General features: G+C 64.9%; 19 protein-coding genes. 9 read left to right on the plus strand and 10 right to left on the minus strand.

The window, feature by feature from the left end; translation table 11 throughout:
* The first annotated feature begins 19 nt into the window (after positions 1–19).
* Together ACO07C_RS24695 and ACO07C_RS24700 are read left to right on the plus strand one after the other, a co-directional pair.
* Positions 20–1,285 carry a TCR/Tet family MFS transporter gene (locus ACO07C_RS24695; RefSeq protein ID WP_421916785.1) on the plus strand — a complete coding sequence of 422 codons (1,266 nt, stop codon included), beginning with the start codon at positions 20–22 and terminating at the stop codon, positions 1,283–1,285.
* Positions 1,282–2,202, plus strand: coding sequence for an aldo/keto reductase (locus tag ACO07C_RS24700; RefSeq protein ID WP_421916786.1), 921 nt, complete (start codon positions 1,282–1,284; stop codon positions 2,200–2,202). The genes ACO07C_RS24695 and ACO07C_RS24700 overlap by 4 nt, the downstream gene beginning before the upstream one ends.
* Before the next feature lie 179 nt (positions 2,203–2,381).
* Here the strand turns inward: ACO07C_RS24700 and carA are convergent, their stop codons facing one another.
* Positions 2,382–3,599: a glutamine-hydrolyzing carbamoyl-phosphate synthase small subunit gene (gene carA / locus ACO07C_RS24705; RefSeq protein WP_421916787.1), complete on the minus strand. Its 1,218-nt coding sequence runs from the start codon at positions 3,597–3,599 to the stop codon at positions 2,382–2,384.
* Positions 3,600–3,874: 275 nt separating this feature from the next.
* Here carA and ACO07C_RS24710 point away from each other — a divergent pair, with 275 nt between their 5' ends.
* The 3 genes from ACO07C_RS24710 (at position 3,875) to ACO07C_RS24720 (ending at position 5,628) form a co-directional block, all read left to right on the plus strand.
* The gene (locus ACO07C_RS24710; protein WP_421916788.1) at positions 3,875–4,324 is read left to right on the plus strand and encodes a GatB/YqeY domain-containing protein; all 450 of its coding nucleotides are present in this window, start codon (positions 3,875–3,877) and stop codon (positions 4,322–4,324) included.
* Between the two features lie 33 nt (positions 4,325–4,357).
* Positions 4,358–4,546 (plus strand): hypothetical protein, encoded by a 189-nt coding sequence (locus ACO07C_RS24715; RefSeq protein ID WP_421916789.1) that lies wholly within the window; start codon positions 4,358–4,360, stop codon positions 4,544–4,546.
* Positions 4,547–4,914: 368 nt separating this feature from the next.
* Entirely contained in the window at positions 4,915–5,628 is a 714-nt protein-coding gene (locus ACO07C_RS24720) for a DNA helicase (protein WP_421916790.1), read from the plus strand.
* 41 nt (positions 5,629–5,669) lie between these two features.
* On the opposite strand, the gene ACO07C_RS24725 is transcribed toward ACO07C_RS24720, so the two are convergent.
* Entirely contained in the window at positions 5,670–6,593 is a 924-nt protein-coding gene (locus tag ACO07C_RS24725; protein ID WP_421916791.1) for a LysR substrate-binding domain-containing protein, read from the minus strand.
* 334 nt (positions 6,594–6,927) lie between these two features.
* Here ACO07C_RS24725 and katG point away from each other — a divergent pair, with 334 nt between their 5' ends.
* Both katG and ACO07C_RS24735 read left to right on the plus strand, forming a co-directional pair.
* On the plus strand, positions 6,928–9,123 hold the full coding sequence (gene katG, locus ACO07C_RS24730) for a catalase/peroxidase HPI (RefSeq protein WP_421916792.1): 2,196 nt from the start codon (positions 6,928–6,930) through the stop codon (positions 9,121–9,123).
* Positions 9,124–9,312: 189 nt separating this feature from the next.
* Positions 9,313–9,870, plus strand: a complete 558-nt coding sequence (locus ACO07C_RS24735) for a GNAT family N-acetyltransferase (protein WP_421917596.1) — start codon at positions 9,313–9,315, stop codon at positions 9,868–9,870.
* On the opposite strand, the gene ACO07C_RS24740 is transcribed toward ACO07C_RS24735, so the two are convergent.
* Genes ACO07C_RS24740 through ACO07C_RS24760 form a run of 5 tightly spaced genes read right to left on the minus strand, consistent with a single transcriptional unit; the run spans position 9,847 to position 14,559 of the window.
* Positions 9,847–10,923: a P1 family peptidase gene (locus ACO07C_RS24740; protein WP_421916793.1), complete on the minus strand. Its 1,077-nt coding sequence runs from the start codon at positions 10,921–10,923 to the stop codon at positions 9,847–9,849. The two genes, ACO07C_RS24735 and ACO07C_RS24740, sit on opposite strands and share 24 nt — an antisense overlap.
* A 9-nt stretch (positions 10,924–10,932) precedes the next feature.
* Positions 10,933–11,676: an amino acid ABC transporter ATP-binding protein gene (locus tag ACO07C_RS24745; protein WP_421916794.1), complete on the minus strand. Its 744-nt coding sequence runs from the start codon at positions 11,674–11,676 to the stop codon at positions 10,933–10,935.
* Positions 11,677–11,696: 20 nt separating this feature from the next.
* Positions 11,697–12,806 carry an amino acid ABC transporter permease gene (locus tag ACO07C_RS24750; protein ID WP_421916795.1) on the minus strand — a complete coding sequence of 370 codons (1,110 nt, stop codon included), beginning with the start codon at positions 12,804–12,806 and terminating at the stop codon, positions 11,697–11,699.
* A gap of 3 nt (positions 12,807–12,809) precedes the next feature.
* The gene (locus ACO07C_RS24755; protein WP_421916796.1) at positions 12,810–13,655 is read right to left on the minus strand and encodes an ABC transporter substrate-binding protein; all 846 of its coding nucleotides are present in this window, start codon (positions 13,653–13,655) and stop codon (positions 12,810–12,812) included.
* A 40-nt stretch (positions 13,656–13,695) separates the two neighbouring features.
* Positions 13,696–14,559 (minus strand): D-amino-acid transaminase, encoded by an 864-nt coding sequence (locus tag ACO07C_RS24760; RefSeq protein ID WP_421916797.1) that lies wholly within the window; start codon positions 14,557–14,559, stop codon positions 13,696–13,698.
* Positions 14,560–14,719: 160 nt separating this feature from the next.
* Here ACO07C_RS24760 and ACO07C_RS24765 point away from each other — a divergent pair, with 160 nt between their 5' ends.
* Positions 14,720–15,640 carry a LysR family transcriptional regulator gene (locus ACO07C_RS24765; protein ID WP_421916798.1) on the plus strand — a complete coding sequence of 307 codons (921 nt, stop codon included), beginning with the start codon at positions 14,720–14,722 and terminating at the stop codon, positions 15,638–15,640.
* On the opposite strand, the gene ACO07C_RS24770 is transcribed toward ACO07C_RS24765, so the two are convergent.
* Positions 15,630–16,430, minus strand: a complete 801-nt coding sequence (locus ACO07C_RS24770; RefSeq protein WP_421916799.1) for a M55 family metallopeptidase — start codon at positions 16,428–16,430, stop codon at positions 15,630–15,632. The two genes, ACO07C_RS24765 and ACO07C_RS24770, sit on opposite strands and share 11 nt — an antisense overlap.
* A gap of 89 nt (positions 16,431–16,519) precedes the next feature.
* The gene (locus tag ACO07C_RS24775) at positions 16,520–16,936 is read right to left on the minus strand and encodes a MerR family transcriptional regulator (protein WP_421916800.1); all 417 of its coding nucleotides are present in this window, start codon (positions 16,934–16,936) and stop codon (positions 16,520–16,522) included.
* Positions 16,937–17,048: 112 nt separating this feature from the next.
* Here ACO07C_RS24775 and ACO07C_RS24780 point away from each other — a divergent pair, with 112 nt between their 5' ends.
* Positions 17,049–19,316: a heavy metal translocating P-type ATPase gene (locus ACO07C_RS24780; protein WP_421916801.1), complete on the plus strand. Its 2,268-nt coding sequence runs from the start codon at positions 17,049–17,051 to the stop codon at positions 19,314–19,316.
* 7 nt (positions 19,317–19,323) lie between these two features.
* Here the strand turns inward: ACO07C_RS24780 and ACO07C_RS24785 are convergent, their stop codons facing one another.
* Complete coding sequence (locus ACO07C_RS24785) at positions 19,324–20,508, minus strand: MFS transporter (RefSeq protein WP_421916802.1); 1,185 nt, start codon at positions 20,506–20,508, stop codon at positions 19,324–19,326.
* Positions 20,509–20,582: the final 74 nt, after the last annotated feature.

Below are 20,582 nucleotides of genomic sequence, written 5' to 3' on the forward strand. Positions count from 1 at the left end.
TTGAGGAGCCGACGCCGTCATGATCGATCCCAAGACCGCCAGGCGGGGCCTTGCGCTCGTCTTCACCACGCTGCTGCTCGACATCATCGGCTTTGGCATGATCATGCCGGTGCTGCCGGCCTATCTCAGGGAATTGACCGGCGTCGGCGTCAGCGAGGCGGCGATAGAAGGCGGCTGGCTGCTCTTCGTCTACGCGGCCATGCAGTTCGTCTTCGCGCCGATCATGGGCGGCTTGAGCGACCGGTTCGGACGTCGGCCGATCCTGCTTGCCTCGGTGCTGACGTTCTCCATCGACAATCTGATCTGTGCCGTCGCCTGGTCGTACCCGATGCTGTTCATCGGGCGTGTGCTGGCCGGCATTTCCGGCGCCAGCTATTCGACGACGTCCGCCTTCATCGCCGACATTTCGAACGATGAGAACCGGGCCAGGAATTTCGGCCTGCTCGGCATTGCCTTCGGCGTCGGCTTCGTCATCGGACCGGTCCTGGGCGGGCTGCTCGGCACGTTCGGGCCGCGCGTTCCCTTCTATTTCGCTGCCGGGCTCGCCCTGGTGAATTTCCTGATCGCGCTGTTGCTCCTGCCGGAAACGCTCGATGAAAAACACCGCCGCCGTTTCGAGTGGAAGCGTGCCAACCCGGTCGGCACGCTGCTGCAGATGCGCCAGTATCAGGGCATCGGCTGGATCGGCCTTGTCTTCTTCCTGATGACGCTCGGGCACATGATGTATCCTGCGGTCTGGTCGTTCGTCTCCAACTACCGCTATGGCTGGAACCAGCAGCAGATCGGTTTTTCTCTCGGCGCTTTCGGCCTGTGCGGCGCTATCGTCATGGGCACGGTGCTGCCGCGCGTGATCCCCAGGCTTGGCGAATGGAAGACGGCGGCCATCGGTCTTGCGTTCACCGCACTCAGCGCCTTCGGCTATGCCTTCGCCGCGCAAGGCTGGATGGTCTATGCGGTTATCGTCGTCGGCTGCCTTGAGGCGCTGGCCGATCCGCCGCTCAGGAGCCTTGCCGCCGCCAAGGTGCCACCTTCTGCGCAGGGCGAGTTGCAGGGCGCGATGACCTCGATCTTCTCGATCACCTCGATCATCACGCCGCTGCTTTACACGGCGATCTTTTCCCTGTTCACCGGACCGAAGGCGCCGGTGACCTTTGGCGGCGCGCCCTATCTGGTCGGCGCGTTTTTCCTGGTGCTGGCGCTCATCGTCTTCGTCACGAAGGTTGCCAGGCCGGCGATGGGTAGAAGCGACGCGACCGGCGTCACGGAAGATGGAGCACGGATATGACCTATGACAGCCGTATCGCGCTGACCGGGGACGGGCTGTGGCTGTCGCGCCTGGTCTTCGGCGCATGGCGCCTGCTCGACGGCGCCCACCGTCCGGATGCCGACGCGGTCGCGCGGCTGATCGGCATCGCGGTCGATCTCGGACTGACGAGCTTCGATCACGCCGACATCTATGGCAACTACGAGGTGGAGGCTGCCTTCGGCGCGGGGCTGGCGCGTTGGGCGGGCAAGCGCGACAGCATCGAACTGATCTCGAAATGCGACATCATGCTGGAATCGCCGAACATGCCGGGCAACCGGCTGAAGCACTACGACACCAGTGCGGCCCATATCGTTGCCTCGGTGGATCGTTCCCTCGTCAACCTGGGCACCGACTATCTCGACCTGCTTCTGCTGCACCGGCCGGACCCGCTGATGGACGCCGACGAGACGGCGGCGGCGTTGGCCGGGCTGGTCAAGTCGGGCAAGGCGAGGGCGGTCGGCGTCTCCAATTTCACGCCGTCGCAGTTCGATCTGCTGGCCTCGCGGCTGCCGTTTCCATTGGCCACCAATCAGATCGAGATGTCGGTGCTGAAGACCACGGCCCTGACCGATGGCAGCCTCGACCACGCGCAGCGCCTGTCATACGCGCCAATGATCTGGTCGCCGCTGGGCGGCGGCTCGCTGTTCACCGGCCAGGGCGGCCGGGAGGCGCGGGTGCGTGCGGCCCTTGCGGCGGTGGCTGCCGAAATCGGAGTCGCCGATCTCGCCACTGTCGCCATCGCCTGGCTGCTGCGCCATCCGGCGCAACTGGTGCCGGTGCTGGGGTCGATGAAGCCGGAACGGCTGGCGGGCATGGTCAAGGCACTGGATGTCCGCCTCGACCGCCAGCAATGGTTCGCGATCCTGGAGGCGAGCGAGGGGCGACCGGTGGCGTAAAGAAAGGGTGTTTGTGATGCGAGGGTGGCTCCGCCGGTCATTGTCCTGCCGGACGTTCGTCGTTCGAAAAGCCAAGCAATTGGCTTTTCGTCCGCTGCGCGGACCACTTCTCAACTCTCCGTCACTATACGGGGAGAAGATGCCGGCAGGCAGATGAGGGGCAGCGCTAACGGATCGCGTTAAGCCCGCTCGGCCAGCAATTCCTCGCCGCGCTTTTCGCGGATCAGGTTGACGAAGCGGCGGAACAGATAGTGCGAATCCTGCGGGCCGGGCGAGGCTTCGGGGTGGTGCTGGACAGAGAACACCGGACGGCCGGTCAGCGTGATGCCGCAGTTGGACCCGTCGAACAGCGAGACGTGGGTTTCCTCGACGCCGGCGGGCAACGAGTCGGCATCGACCGCAAAGCCGTGGTTCATCGAGACGATCTCGACCTTGCCGGTGGTGTGGTCCTTGACCGGGTGGTTGGCGCCGTGATGGCCCTGATGCATCTTGGCGGTCCTGCCGCCCAGCGCCAGCGCCAGCATCTGGTGGCCGAGGCAGATGCCGAACACCGGAATGTCGGTCTTGAGCAGGTCCCGGATCACCGGCACGGCGTATTCGCCGGTGGCTTCCGGGTCGCCGGGGCCGTTGGAGAGGAAGATGCCATCGGGCTTCATGGCCAGGATCTCGTCGGCGCCGGTCTTGGCCGGGACCACGGTGACCTTGGCGCCGAGGCCGGCAAGCAGGCGCAGGATGTTGCGCTTGACGCCATAGTCGATGGCGACGACGTGCAGCGTCGGATCGTCCTGTTCGCCAAAGCCCTCGTTCCAGACCCAGGGCGTCTCGCGCCAGACCGAGGACTGGCCGGAGGTAACTTCCTTGGCGAGGTCGAGGCCGATCAGGCCGGACCACGCGGCGGCGCGCTTCTTCAAATCGTCGAGGTCGAAGACGCCGTCCGGCGCATGGGCGATGACGGCGTTGGGCATTCCTTTTTCGCGGATCAGCGCGGTGAGCGCGCGCGTGTCTATGCCCGACAGGGCGACGATGCCGCGCTTCTTCAGCCACTCGTCGAGGCCGCTCACGGCGCGGTAGTTGGACGGGTTGGTGACATCGGCCTTGAACACGGCCCCGACTGCGCCGGCACGGGCGGCCGGGTTCAGGTCCTCGATGTCCTCGCCATTGGTGCCGATATTGCCGATATGCGGGAAGGTGAAAGTGACGATCTGGCCGGCGTAGGACGGGTCGGTCAGGATTTCCTGGTAGCCGGTCAGCGCGGTGTTGAAGCACACTTCGGCAACGGCCGAGCCGGTGGCGCCGAGGCCGCGCCCCTCGATGACGGTGCCGTCGGCCAGCACCAGAAGGGCGGTCGGTTTTTCGGTGGCCCATGCGGGGGTCGACGCGGCGGTCATCTCGGCCATGGTGGCGCTCCTAAAAGGCTGCGCTCCAACCGGCCCGGTGGACCATCTGCGCAGCAAGCCGCGCCAAGCAGCGATTTCGCAGCTTCCGCGCAGCCAAAACTCGGTTCATGCAAGGCTGAGTACATAGGGGAAGGCACCGGGCCGGTCAATGAAAAGGCCGGACGCCGTGCCGATTTATTTCGTCGAACAATATCAGGGGTTTGCCACGTGGTTTGAGGGTTTGCCTTGCGCTTTCAGTCGGACTATTGTCCGCGCCGATCCAAGGAGAAAGCACCATGCGCGCGAAAATCGCCGAATCCCTGAAGACCGCGATGAAGGCGCAGGACAAGCACCGGCTGCCGACGCTGCGGCTCATCCAGGCCGCCATCCACGACCGCGATATCGCCAATCGCGGCGCTGGCAAGGAGCCGGCCAGCAATGACGAGATCCTGCAGATCATGGCCAAGATGGTCAAGCAGCGCGAGGAATCGGCGAAAGCCTTCGATGACGGCAAGCGGCCTGAACTGGCCGCAAAGGAGCGCGAGGAGATGGCCATCATCCGCGACTTCCTGCCGACCCAGCTGGACGATGCCGCGGTGACGGAAGCCGCGCGCGAGGCCATCGCCGAGACCGGTGCGGCCAGCCAGAAGGACATGGGCAAGGTGATCGCCGTGCTGAAGGCGAAATATGCCGGCCAGATGGACTTCGCCAAGGCGAGCGGCATCGTCAAGGGGCTGCTGCAGTAGCGGCCCTTCCGTCAATTTCGTCGGAGACATTCGATGTCCGCATTCTATATCGACCAGTTGCAGCGCCTGCGGACTGCGAAGGCCAAGGAATTGTTGGCCGCCGACCGTCTGGACGATGGAAAGGCAGCGAACGTCGCGGCACCGCCTTCGATTCCTGATCAGGGAATCAAGATCGAGACTGGTCCGGATGGAATGCTCCAGGTGACCGTGAACAGACCCTAGTTCCAATCTCACAAGCGGGTCGTGGCGAGGTTGGAATTAAGGCAAAAACTCTTGCGAGTTGCGTCGGGCACTACACCGAAACGGCACCGGCGCCCGTCCTTCGCCAGCACTTTCTGTGCGTGTGGAACACGTCATTCCCGACGATCATGACGGAAGGATCGGCCATGAGATCACCGATACACAAGCGGTCCGCGCCAACGTTTCAGATCCTCGGCGGTTGCGGTATCATCTGATTCTGGCGTGGCCCGCGCCTCCTCCCTCCGCCGGGAAAGCATTGATCATGCGGGGCCATTCGATCACCGAACCGACTGTTCGAGCACCAAGCATAAGGAGGGATTGCGAAACGGCTCGCATCAGGAGGTTTTCGAATGAAGCTGTCCGCGCCTGTCCATCATCTGAAGCGTCAAGCCAGATTGCTGTCCCGCAAGGACAAGATCCCACTCCACGAAGCGCTCGGCCGTATTGCCGCGCGAGAAGGCTTCTCGAGCTGGAGCCTGCTTGCAACCAAGGCGGCCGAAACCGCGCCGGCAAGCAGATTGTTCGCGCGGCTGGCGCCCGGCGATCTGGTGCTCGTCGGTGCGCGGCCCGGCCATGGCAAGACGCTGATGAGCCTCGAGCTTGCGGTGGAGGCGATGAAATCCGGTCATCACGGCGTGTTCTTCACGCTGGAATACACGCACACGGACGTCCTTGACCGGTTTCGCGCCATCGGTGCGGATCCGGCGCGATTCAACGAGTTGTTCGAATTCGACAGTTCCGACGCGATCAGCGCCGACTACATCGTGCGGGCATTGGCCTCGGCGCCCTCAGGCACGCTGGTGGTGATCGACTATCTTCAGCTGCTCGATCAGAAGCGGGAAAACCCGGACCTGATGGCGCAGGTCCGCACGCTGAAGGCGTTTGCTGGTGACAGGGGGCTGATCCTCGTCTTCATCTCGCAGATCGACCGCTCCTACGATCCGGCGAAGAAGCCGTGCCCGGATATAAGCGACGTACGCCTGCCGAATCCGCTCGACCTGTCGCTGTTCAACAAGACATGTTTCCTGAACAGGGGCGAGATCCGGTTCCAGGCGGTTGGTTGAGAACCAGGCGCAGGGGCAGGGCTGTCAACAGGGCGCGGCTTTTATGCCGTGAACGCCGCGCCGTGCTGCCTTCGCATCGCGTCGGCCGACTGGCGCACGACCTCGGAAATGCCCAGCAACTGCTTGGCGATCGGGCTGGTCTTGCGCCAGATCATGCCGATCGTCCGCGAGGGTTGAGGGCTGTTGAAGCGGGCGATGGAGACCGATGCCGAGCGTGTCTCGACCGCGACAGCCATTTCCGGGATCAGGGTGACGCCGATGCCGGCGCTGACCATCTGCACAAGGGTGGACAAGGAGCTGCCATCAAGCAGCTCGCGCGGCCGCACCGAGTGCATGTCGCAAAACGACAGCGCCTGATCGCGGAAGCAGTGGCCTTCCTCCAGCAGGAGCAGCCGCATTTCGCGCAGCATCTCGCGGTTGGGCACCGGCTTGCCCTCATCCTCGCCCGGCCGCACCAGCACGAAATTCTCGGTAAACAGCATGACCTCCATCAGGGACGGTTCGGATACGGGAAGGGCGACGATGGCCGCGTCGAGCCGGCCATCGGCCAGTTCCTGGATCAGCTTCTGCGTCTGCGTCTCGCGCACATGGATGTCGATGCCGTCATGCATGCGCGACAGATTGCCGATGATGGCCGGCAGGAGATAGGGCGCCACCGTCGGGATGACGCCGATGCGCAGCCTTCCCACCAGCCGGTCACGCGAGGAGCGCGCGAGGTCGCCCAGCTCGTCCACCGACCGCAGGATGTCGCGGACGCGCAGGCCAAACTCCTCGCCGAAGTTGGTCAGCCGGATCTGCCGCGCGCCTCTTTCGAACAGCTCGGTGCCCAGCGCTTCCTCCAGTTCCTTGATCTGCACGGAAATGGCCGGCTGGGAGATCGAGCAGGCGTCAGCCGCGCGTCCGAAATGCTTGTGCCGCGCCAGCGCCTCGAAATAGCGAAGCTGTTTCAATGTCATGTTGGTCATAATCGCATCTTATCGCTGCAATCAGGAAATCCAACTTAATTTAATCGGTTGGCTTTGTTAAAAGGCCTAGAAGGGAGATGAGAGTCAGCCAAAGCCGCAACCACCCAGCGTCCGTTTCCAGGCGCGGGTGCGGCCTGTACGATTGGCTGGCACCTATCCTTCTTGCATCAGGAGCCTTGTTCAGGATGAGCCGCAGGCGGTAGGAGAACCCTGATACTCGGCAGTGGGCACGCGGCGGACATGAAGGCGTCTTCAAGGGCGTTCATGGTGTTAGCCGACGGTCCGGTTCGACCAACGCAGCCACGATTAACGTAAGCCACGATCGGAGAGAAAAATGGACGCAAACACAGACGACAACAGCAAGGGCAAATGCCCGGTCGTGCACACTGCCGTCGGCAAGACCAACAGCGACTGGTGGCCGAACCAGCTGAATGTCCAGATCCTGCACCAGCAGTCGCCATTGTCCGACCCGATGGGCGAGGCGTTCGACTACGCGGAAGAGTTCAAGAGCCTCGACCTCGATGCCGTCATCAAGGACCTGCATGCGCTGATGACGGACTCGCAGGAGTGGTGGCCGGCCGACTTTGGCCACTACGGTCCACTGTTCATCCGCATGGCCTGGCACAGCGCCGGCACATACCGCATCGCCGACGGCCGTGGCGGCGCCGGGGCCGGACAGCAGCGTTTCGCGCCGCTGAACAGCTGGCCGGATAACGTCAACCTCGACAAGGCCCGCCGTCTGCTGTGGCCGATCAAGCAGAAATATGGCCGCAAGATTTCCTGGGCCGACCTGCTGATCCTCACCGGCAACGTCGCGCTGGAATCGATGGGCTTCAAGACCTTCGGCTTCGCCGGCGGCCGCGCCGATGTGTGGGAGCCGGAGCAGGACGTCTACTGGGGTCCGGAAGGCAAGTGGCTGGCCGACGAGCGCTACAGCGGCGACCGCGACCTGCAGAACCCGCTCGGCGCCGTGCAGATGGGCCTGATCTATGTCAATCCGGAAGGCCCGAACGGCAATCCGGACCCGCTCGCCTCGGCGCGCGACATCAGGGATACATTCGCGCGCATGGCCATGAATGACGAGGAGACCGTCGCGCTCATCGCCGGCGGGCACACCTTCGGCAAGACCCATGGCGCGGGCGATGCGGCGCTCGTCGGCCCCGAGCCGGAAGCCGCCGACATCGAGCAGCAGGGCCTCGGCTGGGCGAACAAGTTCGGTACCGGCAAGGGCGGCGACGCGATCGGCAGCGGCCTGGAGGTCATCTGGACGACGACGCCGACCAAGTGGAGCAACGACTTCTTCGACAATCTGTTCGGCTTCGAATGGGAACTGACGAAGAGCCCGGCCGGTGCCCACCAGTGGACGCCGAAGGGCGGCGCGGGCGCGGGCACGGTGCCTGACGCGCACAATTCGGGCAAGCGCCATGCGCCCTCGATGCTGACCAGCGATCTGGCGCTGCGCTTCGATCCGTCCTACGAAACGATCTCGCGGCGCTTCCACCAGAACCCGGATCAGTTCGCCGACGCGTTCGCCCGCGCCTGGTACAAGCTGACGCACCGCGACATGGGCCCGGTCGCCCGCTATCTCGGCCCGCTCGTCCCCAAGGAAGAACTGCCCTGGCAGGACATCATCCCGGCGGTCGATCACGTCCTGATCGACGAGCTGGACGCGGCGGCGCTCAAGGCCAAGATCCTGGCTTCGGGCCTATCGGTGTCGCAGCTGGTCTCGACGGCCTGGGCATCGGCCTCGACGTTCCGTGGTTCCGACAAGCGCGGCGGCGCCAATGGCGCGCGCATCCGTCTGGCGCCCCAGAAGGACTGGGAGGTGAACCAGCCGGCCGAACTCGCCAAGGTGCTGGCAAAGCTCGAGGCGATCGCGAAGGAGTTCAATGCTTCGCAGCCCGGCGGCAAGAAGGTGTCGCTTGCCGACCTGATCGTTCTCGGCGGCAATGCCGCCATCGAGAAGGCCGCCAAGGACGCCGGCCACAGCGTCGACGTTCCCTTCTGGGCGGGCCGCATGGACGCCTCGCAGGAGCAGACCGACATCCATTCCTTCGCGCCGCTGGAACCGACCGTTGACGGTTTCCGCAACTATGTCCGCGGCAAGCAGCGCCTGACCGTCGAGGAGGCACTGGTCGACCGGGCGCAACTGCTAACGCTCACGGCGCCCGAACTGACGGTCCTCGTCGGCGGCCTGCGCGTTCTCGGCGCCAATGCCGGGCAGTCGAAGCACGGCGTCTTCACCAGGCAGCCGGGTACGCTGACCAACGACTTCTTCGTCAACCTGCTCGACATGGGCACGGAGTGGAAGGCGACGTCGGACGCCAAGGACGTGTTCGAAGGCCGCGACCGCAAGACCGGCGAAGTGAAGTGGACGGGCACCCGCGCCGACCTCATCTTCGGCTCGCACTCGCAGTTGCGCGCGCTCGCCGAAGTCTATGCGACGGCGGACGCCAAGGCGAAGTTCGCCAGGGATTTCGTGGTGGCGTGGACCAAGGTGATGAACGCCGACCGTTTCGACATCGCCTGAGTCGGGAACAGTCCAGCGCGGCTTGATAAAGGCCGCGCCGGAGTTCTTCTTCCTATGACCTATGAGGGCCGCGTTTCCAGCTATGGGAGCGCGGCCTTGTCGTAACGGCGCATGGGCCCGTGGCACGTTCCTTCGCCAGCGGCGCTGCTATCTTGCCGGCGTTGATGCTCACGATATTTGTTGCCCATCATGATCGAAATCGTCAAACCGGCGCTTGAACATCTTCCCTCCTACAAGGCCGCGCTCGAACGCGGCTGGTCGCCCGACAATGTTCGGCTGGAGAAAGCGACGCGGGAAGAGCTGGCCGCCATCGAACAGGATCCGGCGGCGTTCCTGGCCAGCCTCGATGATCCCGAGGCAAAGGGAGAGCCAATCAGTTTGCCCGACGGCACGAAGGTACCGCGCCTGCCGGGCTTCCGGCGCTGGATATGGGACGGTGAGGCGGCGGGTTCGATCGGCTTGCGCTGGCAGCCCGGCACGGCGGAACTGCCGTCGCATGTGCTCGGCCATATCGGCTACGCGGTGGTGCCTTGGAAACGGCGGCGCGGCTACGCCACCGAGGCGTTGCGGCTGATGCTGGACGAGGCGGGGGCGATGGGGCTGCCTTATGTCGAGATCACCGCCAAGCCGGGCAATCCGGCCTCGCACAAGGTGATCCTGGCCAATGGCGGCAAGCTCGTCGAGAGGTTTTTCGAGGACGCCGTGTATGGGGGCGTGGAGAGTTTAAGGTTCCGGATCGAGTTGTAGGCGCCGCTCGGTCCAGTCGGTCCTCGGATCAGAACGCAGCCAGTCGGCAAGCGATGCGCGATGCGTACCGCTTCTTCCGGTGAAGGCTTCAGCGGCAAGCATGGAGTTGAGAACGGCCTCTTGCGTGGCGTCGGCCGCCGCCCGGAAAAGCATGTCGATGCGCGCTTCGTTGAGCACCAGTTGCCGCACGAGATCGCGGGTTTCGTCGTGGTCGACCATGTTGCCGGTGCTGAAGGCGATGGCGATGTCGCCGCTGCCGTGGCCCCAGAAGGAGCCGAGGCGGGCGATGCCGGCTCCCGTGCGTCGCGCCACGCGCTCGAGCTGGCGGTGTTCCAGCGGCACATCGGTCGCCAGCACGATCATGACCGAGCCGCGTTCGGGTTCGGGTGCTTGCCTCGGATCGGGCCGGCGTCCGTCCGGCAGGATAAGGTCTCCGCGCCTGCCAAAGTTCGACAGGACCAGAACGCCGAGGTGATGGTCGCCGCCGTCCAGCTTGAACTTCCTGGATGCCGAGCCGATGCCGCCCTTGAAGCCGAAGCAGGTCATTCCCGTGCCGGCGCCTACATTGCCCTGTTCGACCGCGCCTTCATGCGCGTCCGCCAGTGCCGCAAGGGCGTGCGCCTCGGTGATCGCCAGCGCCTGGATGTCGTTCAGCGGGCCGTCATTGCATTCGCCAACCACCGGATTGACGGTGCCCGTCGAGCGGCCGATGTCCGGGTTCTGGCGGATGGCGTCGCGGATCAGCGCCGTGGCGCAAGTGCCGACCGAAAGCGTGTTGGTGAGCAGGATCGGCGTCTCGATGGTACCGAGTTCCTGCACCTGCGTCAGGCCGACGGTCTTGCCGAAGCCGTTGATGACATGAGCGGCAGCCGTCACCTTGCGGCGAAACAGGTTTCCGGCGTGCGGCAGGATGGCGGTGACGCCGGTGTTGATGTCGCCGTCGCGCAGCGTGTGATGGCCGACCCGCACGCCGGGCACGTCGGTGATGGAGTTCTTCGCGCCCGCCGGCAAGGTGCCGCGGCTCAGGCCGAAATCACCAACAGTCCTGGTCATTGCTGCTCCTTACAAACGGCCGGCGTCGATGATCCGCTTCAGGAAGGCGCGGGTCCGTTCGCCCTGCGGGTTGCCAAAGATTTGCGAGGGCGGGCCTTCCTCGTAGACCAGCCCTTCCTGCAGGAAACAGACCTTGTCGGCAACCTCGCGGGCAAAGCCCATTTCATGCGTCGCCAGCACCATGGTCATGCCCTTGGTGGCGAGGTCGCGCACGATGTCCAGCACTTCTGAAACGAGTTCGGGATCGAGCGCCGAGGTGATCTCGTCGAGCAGCAGCAGGGCAGGGTCCATCATCAGCGCGCGCACGATGGCGACGCGCTGCTGCTGGCCGCCGGACAGGCGGTCGGGATATTCCCGCGCCTTGGCGGCGAGGCCGACCCGTTCGAGCAGCGCCATGCCCTTGTCCGTGGCCGCGCTGCGCGGCATGCCCAGCACCTTGACCGGCCCGAGCGTGACGTTCTCGACGACGCTCATATGCGGGAACAGATTGTAGCTCTGGAAGACGATGCCGATCTCGCGCCGGAGCAGGTCGAGGTCCACGCCCGGACCGGTGACGCGGTCGCCATGCAGCCTGATCTCGCCGCCCTGGATGGGCTCCAGGCAGTTGATGCAGCGCAGCAGCGTGGACTTGCCGCAGCCCGAAGGGCCGATCAGGCAGACGACCTGGTGTTCCTCGATGTCCAGCGAAATGCCCTTCAGCACCTCTACCGCGCCATAGCGCTTGTAGGCCTTGTCGATCTCGACCAATGCCATGTTCGTTCACTCCCCGCCCGTCATGAGCCCGAGCGCATTTTGCGGCGATCCCGCTCGATCAGCCTGTCGACGAAGCGAGCTTGCGGGATGGTGATCAGGATGAAGATCAGCGCCACCGTCGTCACCGCCGACAGGTTGAAATTGTTGCTGGCGACGATCTTCGACTGGTTGAAGGCATCGATGGTGCCGATGATGGCGACCAGTGCGGTGTCCTTCTGCAGGCTGATGCAGTTGTTCATCAGCGGCGGGATGATGCCGCGCACCGCCTGTGGAACCACCACGTAGCGCATCGTCCTGAAATAGGAGAGGCCCAGCGAACGCGCCGCCGCGATCTGGCTGGGATGCACGCTTTCGATGCCGGCGCGATAGACCTCGGACGTGTAGGCGCCATAGGTCAGCGTCAGCGCGATGATCGCATAGGCGTTGGAGGACAGGTCCTTGAGGATGGGCAGGCCGGTTAGCGGCAGGCCGAAGCCGATGAGGTAGATGGTGATGATGGCAGGCAGGCCGCGAAACAGGTCGCCATAGATGATCGCCAGCGTGCGGATCGGCCGGCCTGCCTTGCCGGGCAAGGTGCGGGCGATGGCGACGACCAGCGCCCAGACCAGGATGAGGATCGCGGAAAAGAAGAAGATCGAGATGTTGGTGCCGAACGCCTTGAGGATCGTCCAGGCCGACTTCGCGATCAGGTCGAGATCGAAGAACGTCCGGCTGACAGCGGCGTCGTTGACCACCAGGAACCAGGCGAAGGCGCAGATGATCAGCAGCGCCACCGAATAGGAGAGGGCATTCCAGGATACATCCGAGGATATGGACCCAAGTTCGCGGCCGGCATGAATGTCATTCGATGACGCCGCGCGCGCGGACAGCCTGACCGCGCGCCAGGCGACGCCGATCACCCATAGCGGCGGCACGCAGGCGAGCGCCGACACGATCTGGACGGGCACGTTCGGCCAGCCCTGCTGCAGCACATAGGCAGCGATGTGCAGGGACGTGTAGGCGATAGCGAGAAACGTGACGGTGGTGACGCCGAGCGCCACCCAGGCCCGCCTGCCATGCGTGCGGACCTTGCCGCGGGCGCGCCATTGGCTGGCGCGCTCGCTTCCCGATTCAGCTGCCGGTATCGACATGCGCTAGTATTTCCAGGCCGGTACGCTGTCGGGGGACAGGCCACCCCAGGATGGCAGCAGATAGGCGGTTTCCAGCTTCTTGAGCGTGCCGTCATTCTTGAGGTCGGTCATCACCTTGTCGATGACCGCTCCGTTCGGCGAGCCCTTCGGATAGATGCCGGCGGTCGGCCGGTCGGTGGCGTATTTGCCGACGACAGCCAGCTTCCCGTTGGAATTCGCCACCTGGCCGAGCACGATGCCGAGGTCGGTCATCACCGCGTCCACCTTGCCGGCGGCTGCCGCGGTGAACATCGAGGCGGTGTCGTCGAACACATCGACGCTTTTGGCCTTGAGCGTCTCCTGCGCGAACTGCACCAGCGTCGTGCCTGCCTGGACGCCGACACGGCTGGTCTTGATGGTTTCTTCGGTAACTGTGTTGCCGGCCTTCACCGCCACGCCATTGTCGGACTGGATGTAGGGCACCGAGAAATCGACGACCTTCTTGCGCGGCTCGGTCACCGAGATCAGCGCCAGGGCGATGTCATAGTCCTTGTTCTGGCCGGCGACGATGGAATCGAAGGAGGCGTTGACCAGCTTGACCGTATCGAGGCCGAGCCGGTGGGCAATGTTGACCGCCATGCAGAACTCGTAGCCGTCCTTGATCGTGTCGGGCGTGTCGCCATTGAACTGGCCGACCGCCGGCAGGTTGATGATGACGGTGAACTGGCCGGCAACCGCCGGGGTGATTGTGTCGGTGCCGCGCTCGCCGGTCACCTGGCAGTCGCCATAGCCCTGGGTCTCGGCCATGGCCGAGGTGGCGCAGGTCAGCGCCAGGGCGGAGGCGCACAGCGCGTATTTCAAGGACTTCATTTATTCTTATCCCATTTTCGATTGTCGTTGCTGGACGTTCCTACTGAACCGGGGCAGGGCTCCCCAATGCCAGGTCCAGATAGGTCTTCTGCAGGAGCCGGGTGACCGGTCCGGGCTTGCCGTCGCCGATCGCGTGGCCTGCAATTTCGATGACCGGCGTCACCAGGCTCGATGCGCTGGTCAGGAAGGCCTCGCTCGCGTTCCGGGCCTCTTCAACGGTGAACCGCGACTGGTCGACCGTGAGGCCGAGTTGGTCGGCGACCTTGATGACGGCGCGGCGCGTACAGCCCGGCAGGATGGCGCGCGAGTTGGCGCGGGTGACGATGCGGTTGTCGGCGGTGACGATATAGGCGGTGGAGGAGGCGCCCTCGGTGACGAAGCCGTCCTCGACGAGCCAGGCTTCCTTGCAGTCGCGTTGCGCGGCGGCATGCTTGGCCTGGACCTGCGCCAGCAGCATCGTCGTCTTGATGTCGCGCCGCGCCCAGCGCTGGTCGTCGACGATGGCGACGCGGATGCCCTCGCGCAGTGCCGCCGTGTCGCGGATATCCCTGGCCTGGGTGAAGGCGAAGAAGGTCGGCTTGATGTCCTGGGCATAGCCGAAGTTGCGGTCGGCGATGCCACGGCTGATCTGCAGGTAGATGACGCCCTCCCGCAGCCGGTTGCGGGCGATCAGCTGGGTCTGGACCTCGACGATCGCCTCGGGAGAAAGCGGCATCGGGATTTCGAGCTCGCCAAGCGACCGCTCTAGCCTTGCCAGATGGAGGTCGTTGTCGATCAGCCGCCCGTCGATGACCGCGGTCACCTCATAGATGCTGTCGCCGAACAGCAGGCCCCTGTCGAAGACCGAGACCGTCGCCTGGTCCTCGCTGACGAACCTGCCTTCCACATAGACTTCGCGTGCCACGATCATTCCCGGTTTGGTGAAGTGGCCGGACGCTAGTGGCATGGAAGAACCATGGCCAATGCCATGTTTCTTCAAGCCTATGCAATTTTTGCATGGGATTTGCGCCGACCAGGAGAACGCCGCTATACGGGGCCGTGGAAGACACGGGAGACCGGACTGCATGGAACTCAAATGGCTGGAGGATTTCTGCTGCCTGGCGGGCTGCCTGAGCTTTTCCAGGGCCGCCTATCTGCGCGGCGTGACGCAGCCGGCCTTCAGCCGGCGCATCAAGCAGCTCGAAGGCTGGATGGGCGCCACACTCGTCAACCGGGCGACCTTTCCCATCACCCTGACGGCGGAGGGGGTGCGCTTCCTGCCCATGGCCGAGGACGCCATACGCACGCTGCATCGCAACCGCGATTCGCTGCGGCCGCGCCACGAGGCGGAGAAGCACCGGGTGACGTTCTCGGCGCTGCATACGCTGACCGTCACTTTCCTGCCCGCATGGCTGGACGAGATGCGCGCGCATCTGCCCCGGTTCAGCTCGCATGTCAGCCCGGACAAGGGCGGCATCGAGGAGAACATCGACACGCTGCTCGACGGCAATTGCGATTTCCTGCTCACCTATTTCCATCCCTCGGTGCCGTTCCTGCTCGACAGTTCGCGCTTCTCCTTCCTTGTGCTGGGCACGGAGAAGGTGAAACCGGTGGCCGCGCCCCATCCGGATGGACCTTTGCTCGACCATGCGCTGAGGACGCACACGCCGCTGCCCTATATCGACTATGGAGACTTTTCGTTTTTCGGCATGGCGCTGAACAAGCTGTTCGCCAAGCGCCCGCCCTTCCAGCGCAACACCACGCATGAAAACACCATCTGCATCGGCCACAAGGCGATGGCGCTCGCCGGCTGGGGCGTGTCGTGGCTGCCGGAACGGCTGGTCGCCGCGGAACTGGCTGAAGGAGCGCTGGTGCCGGCCTCCGTCGATCCCGACTGGGCGCTGACGACCGAGATACGCCTCTACCGCCATGCCGATGGCGCGCGCCCGATCGCCAACCGCTTCTGGGAGGCGGCGGCAAGTTCCGCCAGTGGTGTCACACGGTGAGGAAGCGCAGCGCGCGCAGCACTTCGAAATAGTCGTTGGAGACGAAGCGCAGGGTGCGCTGGCGCGGGTGCTCCGCTCCCGGATACCAGCTGGCGCGATAGGCGTCGGTCGGGTTGTTGAACTCGATCTCCACGTCGAAATGCTTGGGGAGGTCGAGGCGGCACGCGGTCAGGTCTCGCGACAGTGCCTTTTCCACGCCTTCGCGAATCTCGTCGATCGCTTGCGCCGGCGACATGGATAGCGTGGCGCGCCCAAAACCTTCGCTGACGGCTACCGTGGCGATTTCCGGCACAAGCGCGAGCGCATCGTCGCATATGCCGCGATCGCCCGACAGGAAGACCGGCGGGACGCCGAGCAGTGCCGACGTATAGGCGTTGACGGTGAATTCCGAGGCGACTTCGCCATTGATGAGCAGTCGCGAAATCCGGTCGTTCATGGTGTGGGCGAGCGGATTGGCCTCGGTGCCGGCCTTGGCGTGATAGCCGGTGAACAGGGCGGCATCGAAACTCCTGTCGAGGCCGAACATCATGACATGGGGATGGCCGCTCCAGCCGCGCACGATGCTGGCATAGTCGGGGAGCTTCGCAACGATCAGGTTGCGCGCGGTCTGGTGCGCGTCCTTGATCAGGATCTCCTTTGCGCCGGCGGCACGGGCGCCCTCGCAGGCTGCAACCACCTCGGCCGTCATCAATTCGCGGAATTCCGAATAATCGCGTCTTTCCTTCAGCGCCTCGTCCCAATCCGCCATGCCGGCGGTGCCCTCTATGTCCGCGCTGATGAACACTTTCATCTGTCTTTCCTGCCTTGCCGAAGTTCGATTCTTTTCAGGCGATTACCTCCTTTCCCTGTGAAAATGAATCGCCCTGTCGAATTAAAGTCTCAGGCGTGCTCGTCGGCGCAGAGTGCGTGGTCGGAGAGGGCACGGATGACATAGCAGTCGCCGACCGTGTTGCCGTTGCAGCAGGTGGCGATGCGTTCGAGTTCCGCTTCCAGCCGCTTCAACTGGGCGATCTTTTCGCGCACCGAAATCAGCTGTTCCTCGGCGATCCTGTCGGCGTGGCCGCAGGGCTGCTCGGGATGGAAGCTGAGTTCGATCAGCGCGCGGATGTCCTCGACGGCGAAGCCGAGGTCGCGGGCGTGGCGGATGAAGGCCAGCCGCTCCAGCTCCTGCCGGCCATAGCGGCGCTGGTTGCCTTCAGAGCGTTCGGGCGCGGCCACCAGGCCCATCTGCTCGTAGTAGCGGATGGTGGGCACCTTGACCCCGGTGCGGCGCGAAAGATCTCCGATCGAAAACATGAAATTTTCCTCTTGAAGCTCTAGTGACTAGAGGAATTACATCTGACGTCATTAGGATTCAAGACCCATGCGGCGGCAGGTCGCGCGGGTCAAAAAACAGACAGGTGATGTGATGACGGCTCCCCTCAAGCAGACGCGGTTCAAGATCGGCGGCATGGATTGCGCGTCCTGCGCGGCCAAGATCGATACGGCGGTGCGCCGTCTCGATGGGGTCGCCGATGTCTCGGTTTCGGTGACCGGCGCCTCGATGACGGTCAGCCATGGCGGCGTGCTGCCAGAGGACAAGGTGCTGCGGCAGGTCGCGCGCCTGGGCTACGGCATCGTCAAGGCCGAAGCCGGGACCCGCGCTGCAGCGGCCAAGGCGCATGACCGTGGGCATCATGACCACGATGATCACGACCATGACCATGAGGGCCACGATCACGAAGGTCACGATCACGCGGGCCACGATCATGGCATCGAGCCGGCCGGCCAGCAGGCAGCCGGCTCTGCCCACCTTCACGGCGATGCCGAACCGGGGCAGGCGTGGTGGCGCACGCGCCGGGCGATGCTGACGCTGGGGTGCGCGGCGGCACTTCTCGCCGCCTACGCGATCGGTCATGTGTTCCCTGTGGCCGAACGCTGGGCATTCCTCGCGGCGTTGCTGGTCGGGCTGGTGCCGATCGCCCGGCGCGCGTTGATGGCGGCGCTGGCCGGTACGCCGTTCTCGATCGAGATGCTGATGACCATCGCCGCCGTCGGCGCCGTGATGATCGGCGCCACGGAAGAAGCCGCCGCCGTGGTTGTGCTGTTCCTGATCGGCGAAATGCTGGAAGGCGTCGCCGCCGGCCGGGCGCGCGCCAGCATCCAGGGGCTCGCCGACCTGGTGCCGAAGACGGCGCTTGTCGAACGGGCAGGCCGCACCGTCGAGGTACCCGCCGAGCAACTCGGCGTCGGCGACATCATCGTGGTGCGTCCGGGCGACCGCATTCCGGCCGATGGCGAGATCGTCGAGGGTTCCAGCGATATCGACGAAGCGCCGGTGACCGGCGAGAGCACGCCGAAGCGCAAGGGCGTCGCGGAAACCGTCTTCGCCGGCACGATCAGCACCGACGGCGTGCTCAAGGTGCGGGTCACCGCCGCCGCCTCCGACAACACCATCGCCCGCGTGGTCAGGCTGGTGGAGGAGGCGCAGGAGGCCAAGGCGCCGACCGAACGCTTCGTCGACCGGTTCTCACGCTACTACACGCCGGCGGTGCTGGTGGTCGGCGCGCTGGTGGCGCTGCTGCCGCCATTGCTGATCGGCGGCGACTGGAACGAATGGATCTACAAGGGCCTGGCGATCCTGCTGATCGGTTGCCCGTGTGCCTTGGTCATCTCGACACCCGCCGCGATTGCCGCCGGCCTTGCGACGGGTGCGCGACGCGGCCTGCTGATGAAGGGCGGCTCGGTGCTGGAAGGCTTTTCGAAGATCACGGCGGTCGCCTTCGACAAGACGGGAACGCTGACGCAGGGCAAGCCGGTGGTCACCGATGTGGTTGCCTATGGCCGCGATGAGCGCGATGCGCTGGCGCTGGCGGCTTCGCTGGAGCAGGGCTCCAGCCATCCGTTGGCGGTGGCGATCCTGGGCAAGGCGGAAGCTGAGAAGGTCAAGGTGACGCCGGCCCTGGCGGCCAAGGCAATCTCGGGCAAGGGCGTCGAGGGCACTGTCGGCGGTGTCGCTGTGTTCCTCGGTTCCGGCCAGGCGGCGGAGGAACGCGCTGAAATGACCGAGGCGCAGCGCCTGGCGATCGAGAGCCTCAACGGCCAGGGCAAGACGGTCTCCGTGCTGGTGGCCGATGGCATGATTGCCGGGCTGATCGCCATGCGCGACGAGCCGAGGCCGGATGCGGCCGCCGGGATCTCGGCGCTCAAGGGCGAGGGCATCCGGGCGGTGATGTTGACAGGCGACAACCGGCGCACGGCCGAGGCCATCGCCGCCTCGCTTGGCATCGAGGCGCGGGCCGAGCTGTTGCCGCAGGACAAGCAGCGCATCGTTGGCGAATTGCAGCGCGAAGGGCTGAAGGTCGCCAAGGTCGGCGACGGCATCAACGACGCGCCGGCGCTCGCCGCCGCCGACATCGGCATCGCGATGGGCGGCGGCACGGATGTGGCGCTGGAAACGGCTGATGCCGCGATCCTGCATGGCCGGGTCACCGATGTCTGGCGCATGATCAGCCTGTCGCGGTCGGTAATGGCCAACATTCGCCAGAACATCACCGTGGCGCTGGGCCTGAAGGCGGTGTTCCTGGTCACCACCATCGCTGGCATCACCGGCCTGTGGCCGGCGATCCTCGCCGATACCGGCGCCACCGTGCTGGTCACCGCCAACGCCATGCGCCTGTTGCGCTGGCGTGGGTGAGACGCGACTACTCGGCGGCGGCGGGCACGGGCGGAGTCGCGCTGCTCCGGCTTTCCCAGACATGGGAGATGACGGCGACGATCACGGCGACCAGCATGGCAAAGGCGCCGAGCAGCGGCAGGCTGCGATAGCCGTAGCCGCCATTGAGCATGGCGGCGCCCAGCGATGCGGCGAGCGCTATGCCGACATTGAAGCCCGAAGGGATCAGCGATGAAGCAAGGTTGGAAGCATCCGCCGTCCACGACAGGATGCGGGTCTGGATGGGCGTGCCGATCGAGAAATTGAGGCCGCCCCAGATGACGATCGCCACGATCATCGGCACGGGATAGGGGCTGACCACATAGATCACCGCCAGCGTCACCGCCTGCAGGAGCAGCATGGTGATGAGCGAGGGCATCAGTTTCCAGTCGGAAAGCTTGCCGCCCAGGAAGACGCCTATGGTGGCGCCGACGCCGTTGAGCAGGAGCACCCAGGGTATCAGGTTCTCGTCGAGGCCGGTGACTTCCAGCAGCGTCGGGGTGATGTAGGTGAAGAGGCCGAACTGGCCGATCATCAGCATCAGCATCAGGATAAGCGAGGTCCAGACCTGCTGGCGCGCCAGCACGCGGACCTCGCGGGCAAGGCCGACATGTTTCGTGGACGATCCCGTGGTGCGCGGCAGGAGGGCTGCCATGGCCAGCGTTGCCGCGACGCCCAGAGCGCACATGACCCAGAACGTCGCGCGCCATCCCCAGATGTTGCCGATCGCCGTGCCGGCGGGAACGCCGATGACGTTGGAGACGGTGAGGCCCGACAGGATGACCGCGACGGCCATGCCGCGCTGGTCCTCGCGCACAAGGCCGACGGCCACCACCATGGCGACGCCGAAATAGGCCCCATGCGCCACGGCGACCGCGATGCGCAGGAAGAGCATCGAGGTGAAGTCGGGCGCCAGCGCGCAGGCCGCCTGGCCGATGGTAAAGGCGACGGCTAGACCGAGCAGCAAGGTTTTGCGCGGCAGCCTCTTGGTGGCGAGCGCCAGCAGCGGGCCACCAATGGCGATGCCGCAGGCATAGCCGGAGACTAGGTAGCCGGCGGAGGGGACGGAAACGCCCAGCCCTTCGGCCACTTGCGGCAAGACGCCGGCAATGACGAATTCCGTTGTGCCGAAGGCGAAAGCGGCGATGAACAGGGCGATGAGGGGAAGCGACATGATGCGGGCATTCCTGGAGCGAAGCGCCTCAAATCACGAATGCGTATTGCCCGCAATCGAGAAATTGTCGACGC

This window comes from Mesorhizobium sp., assembly GCF_965229135.1.
Classification (GTDB): Bacteria; Pseudomonadota; Alphaproteobacteria; order Rhizobiales; family Rhizobiaceae; genus Mesorhizobium.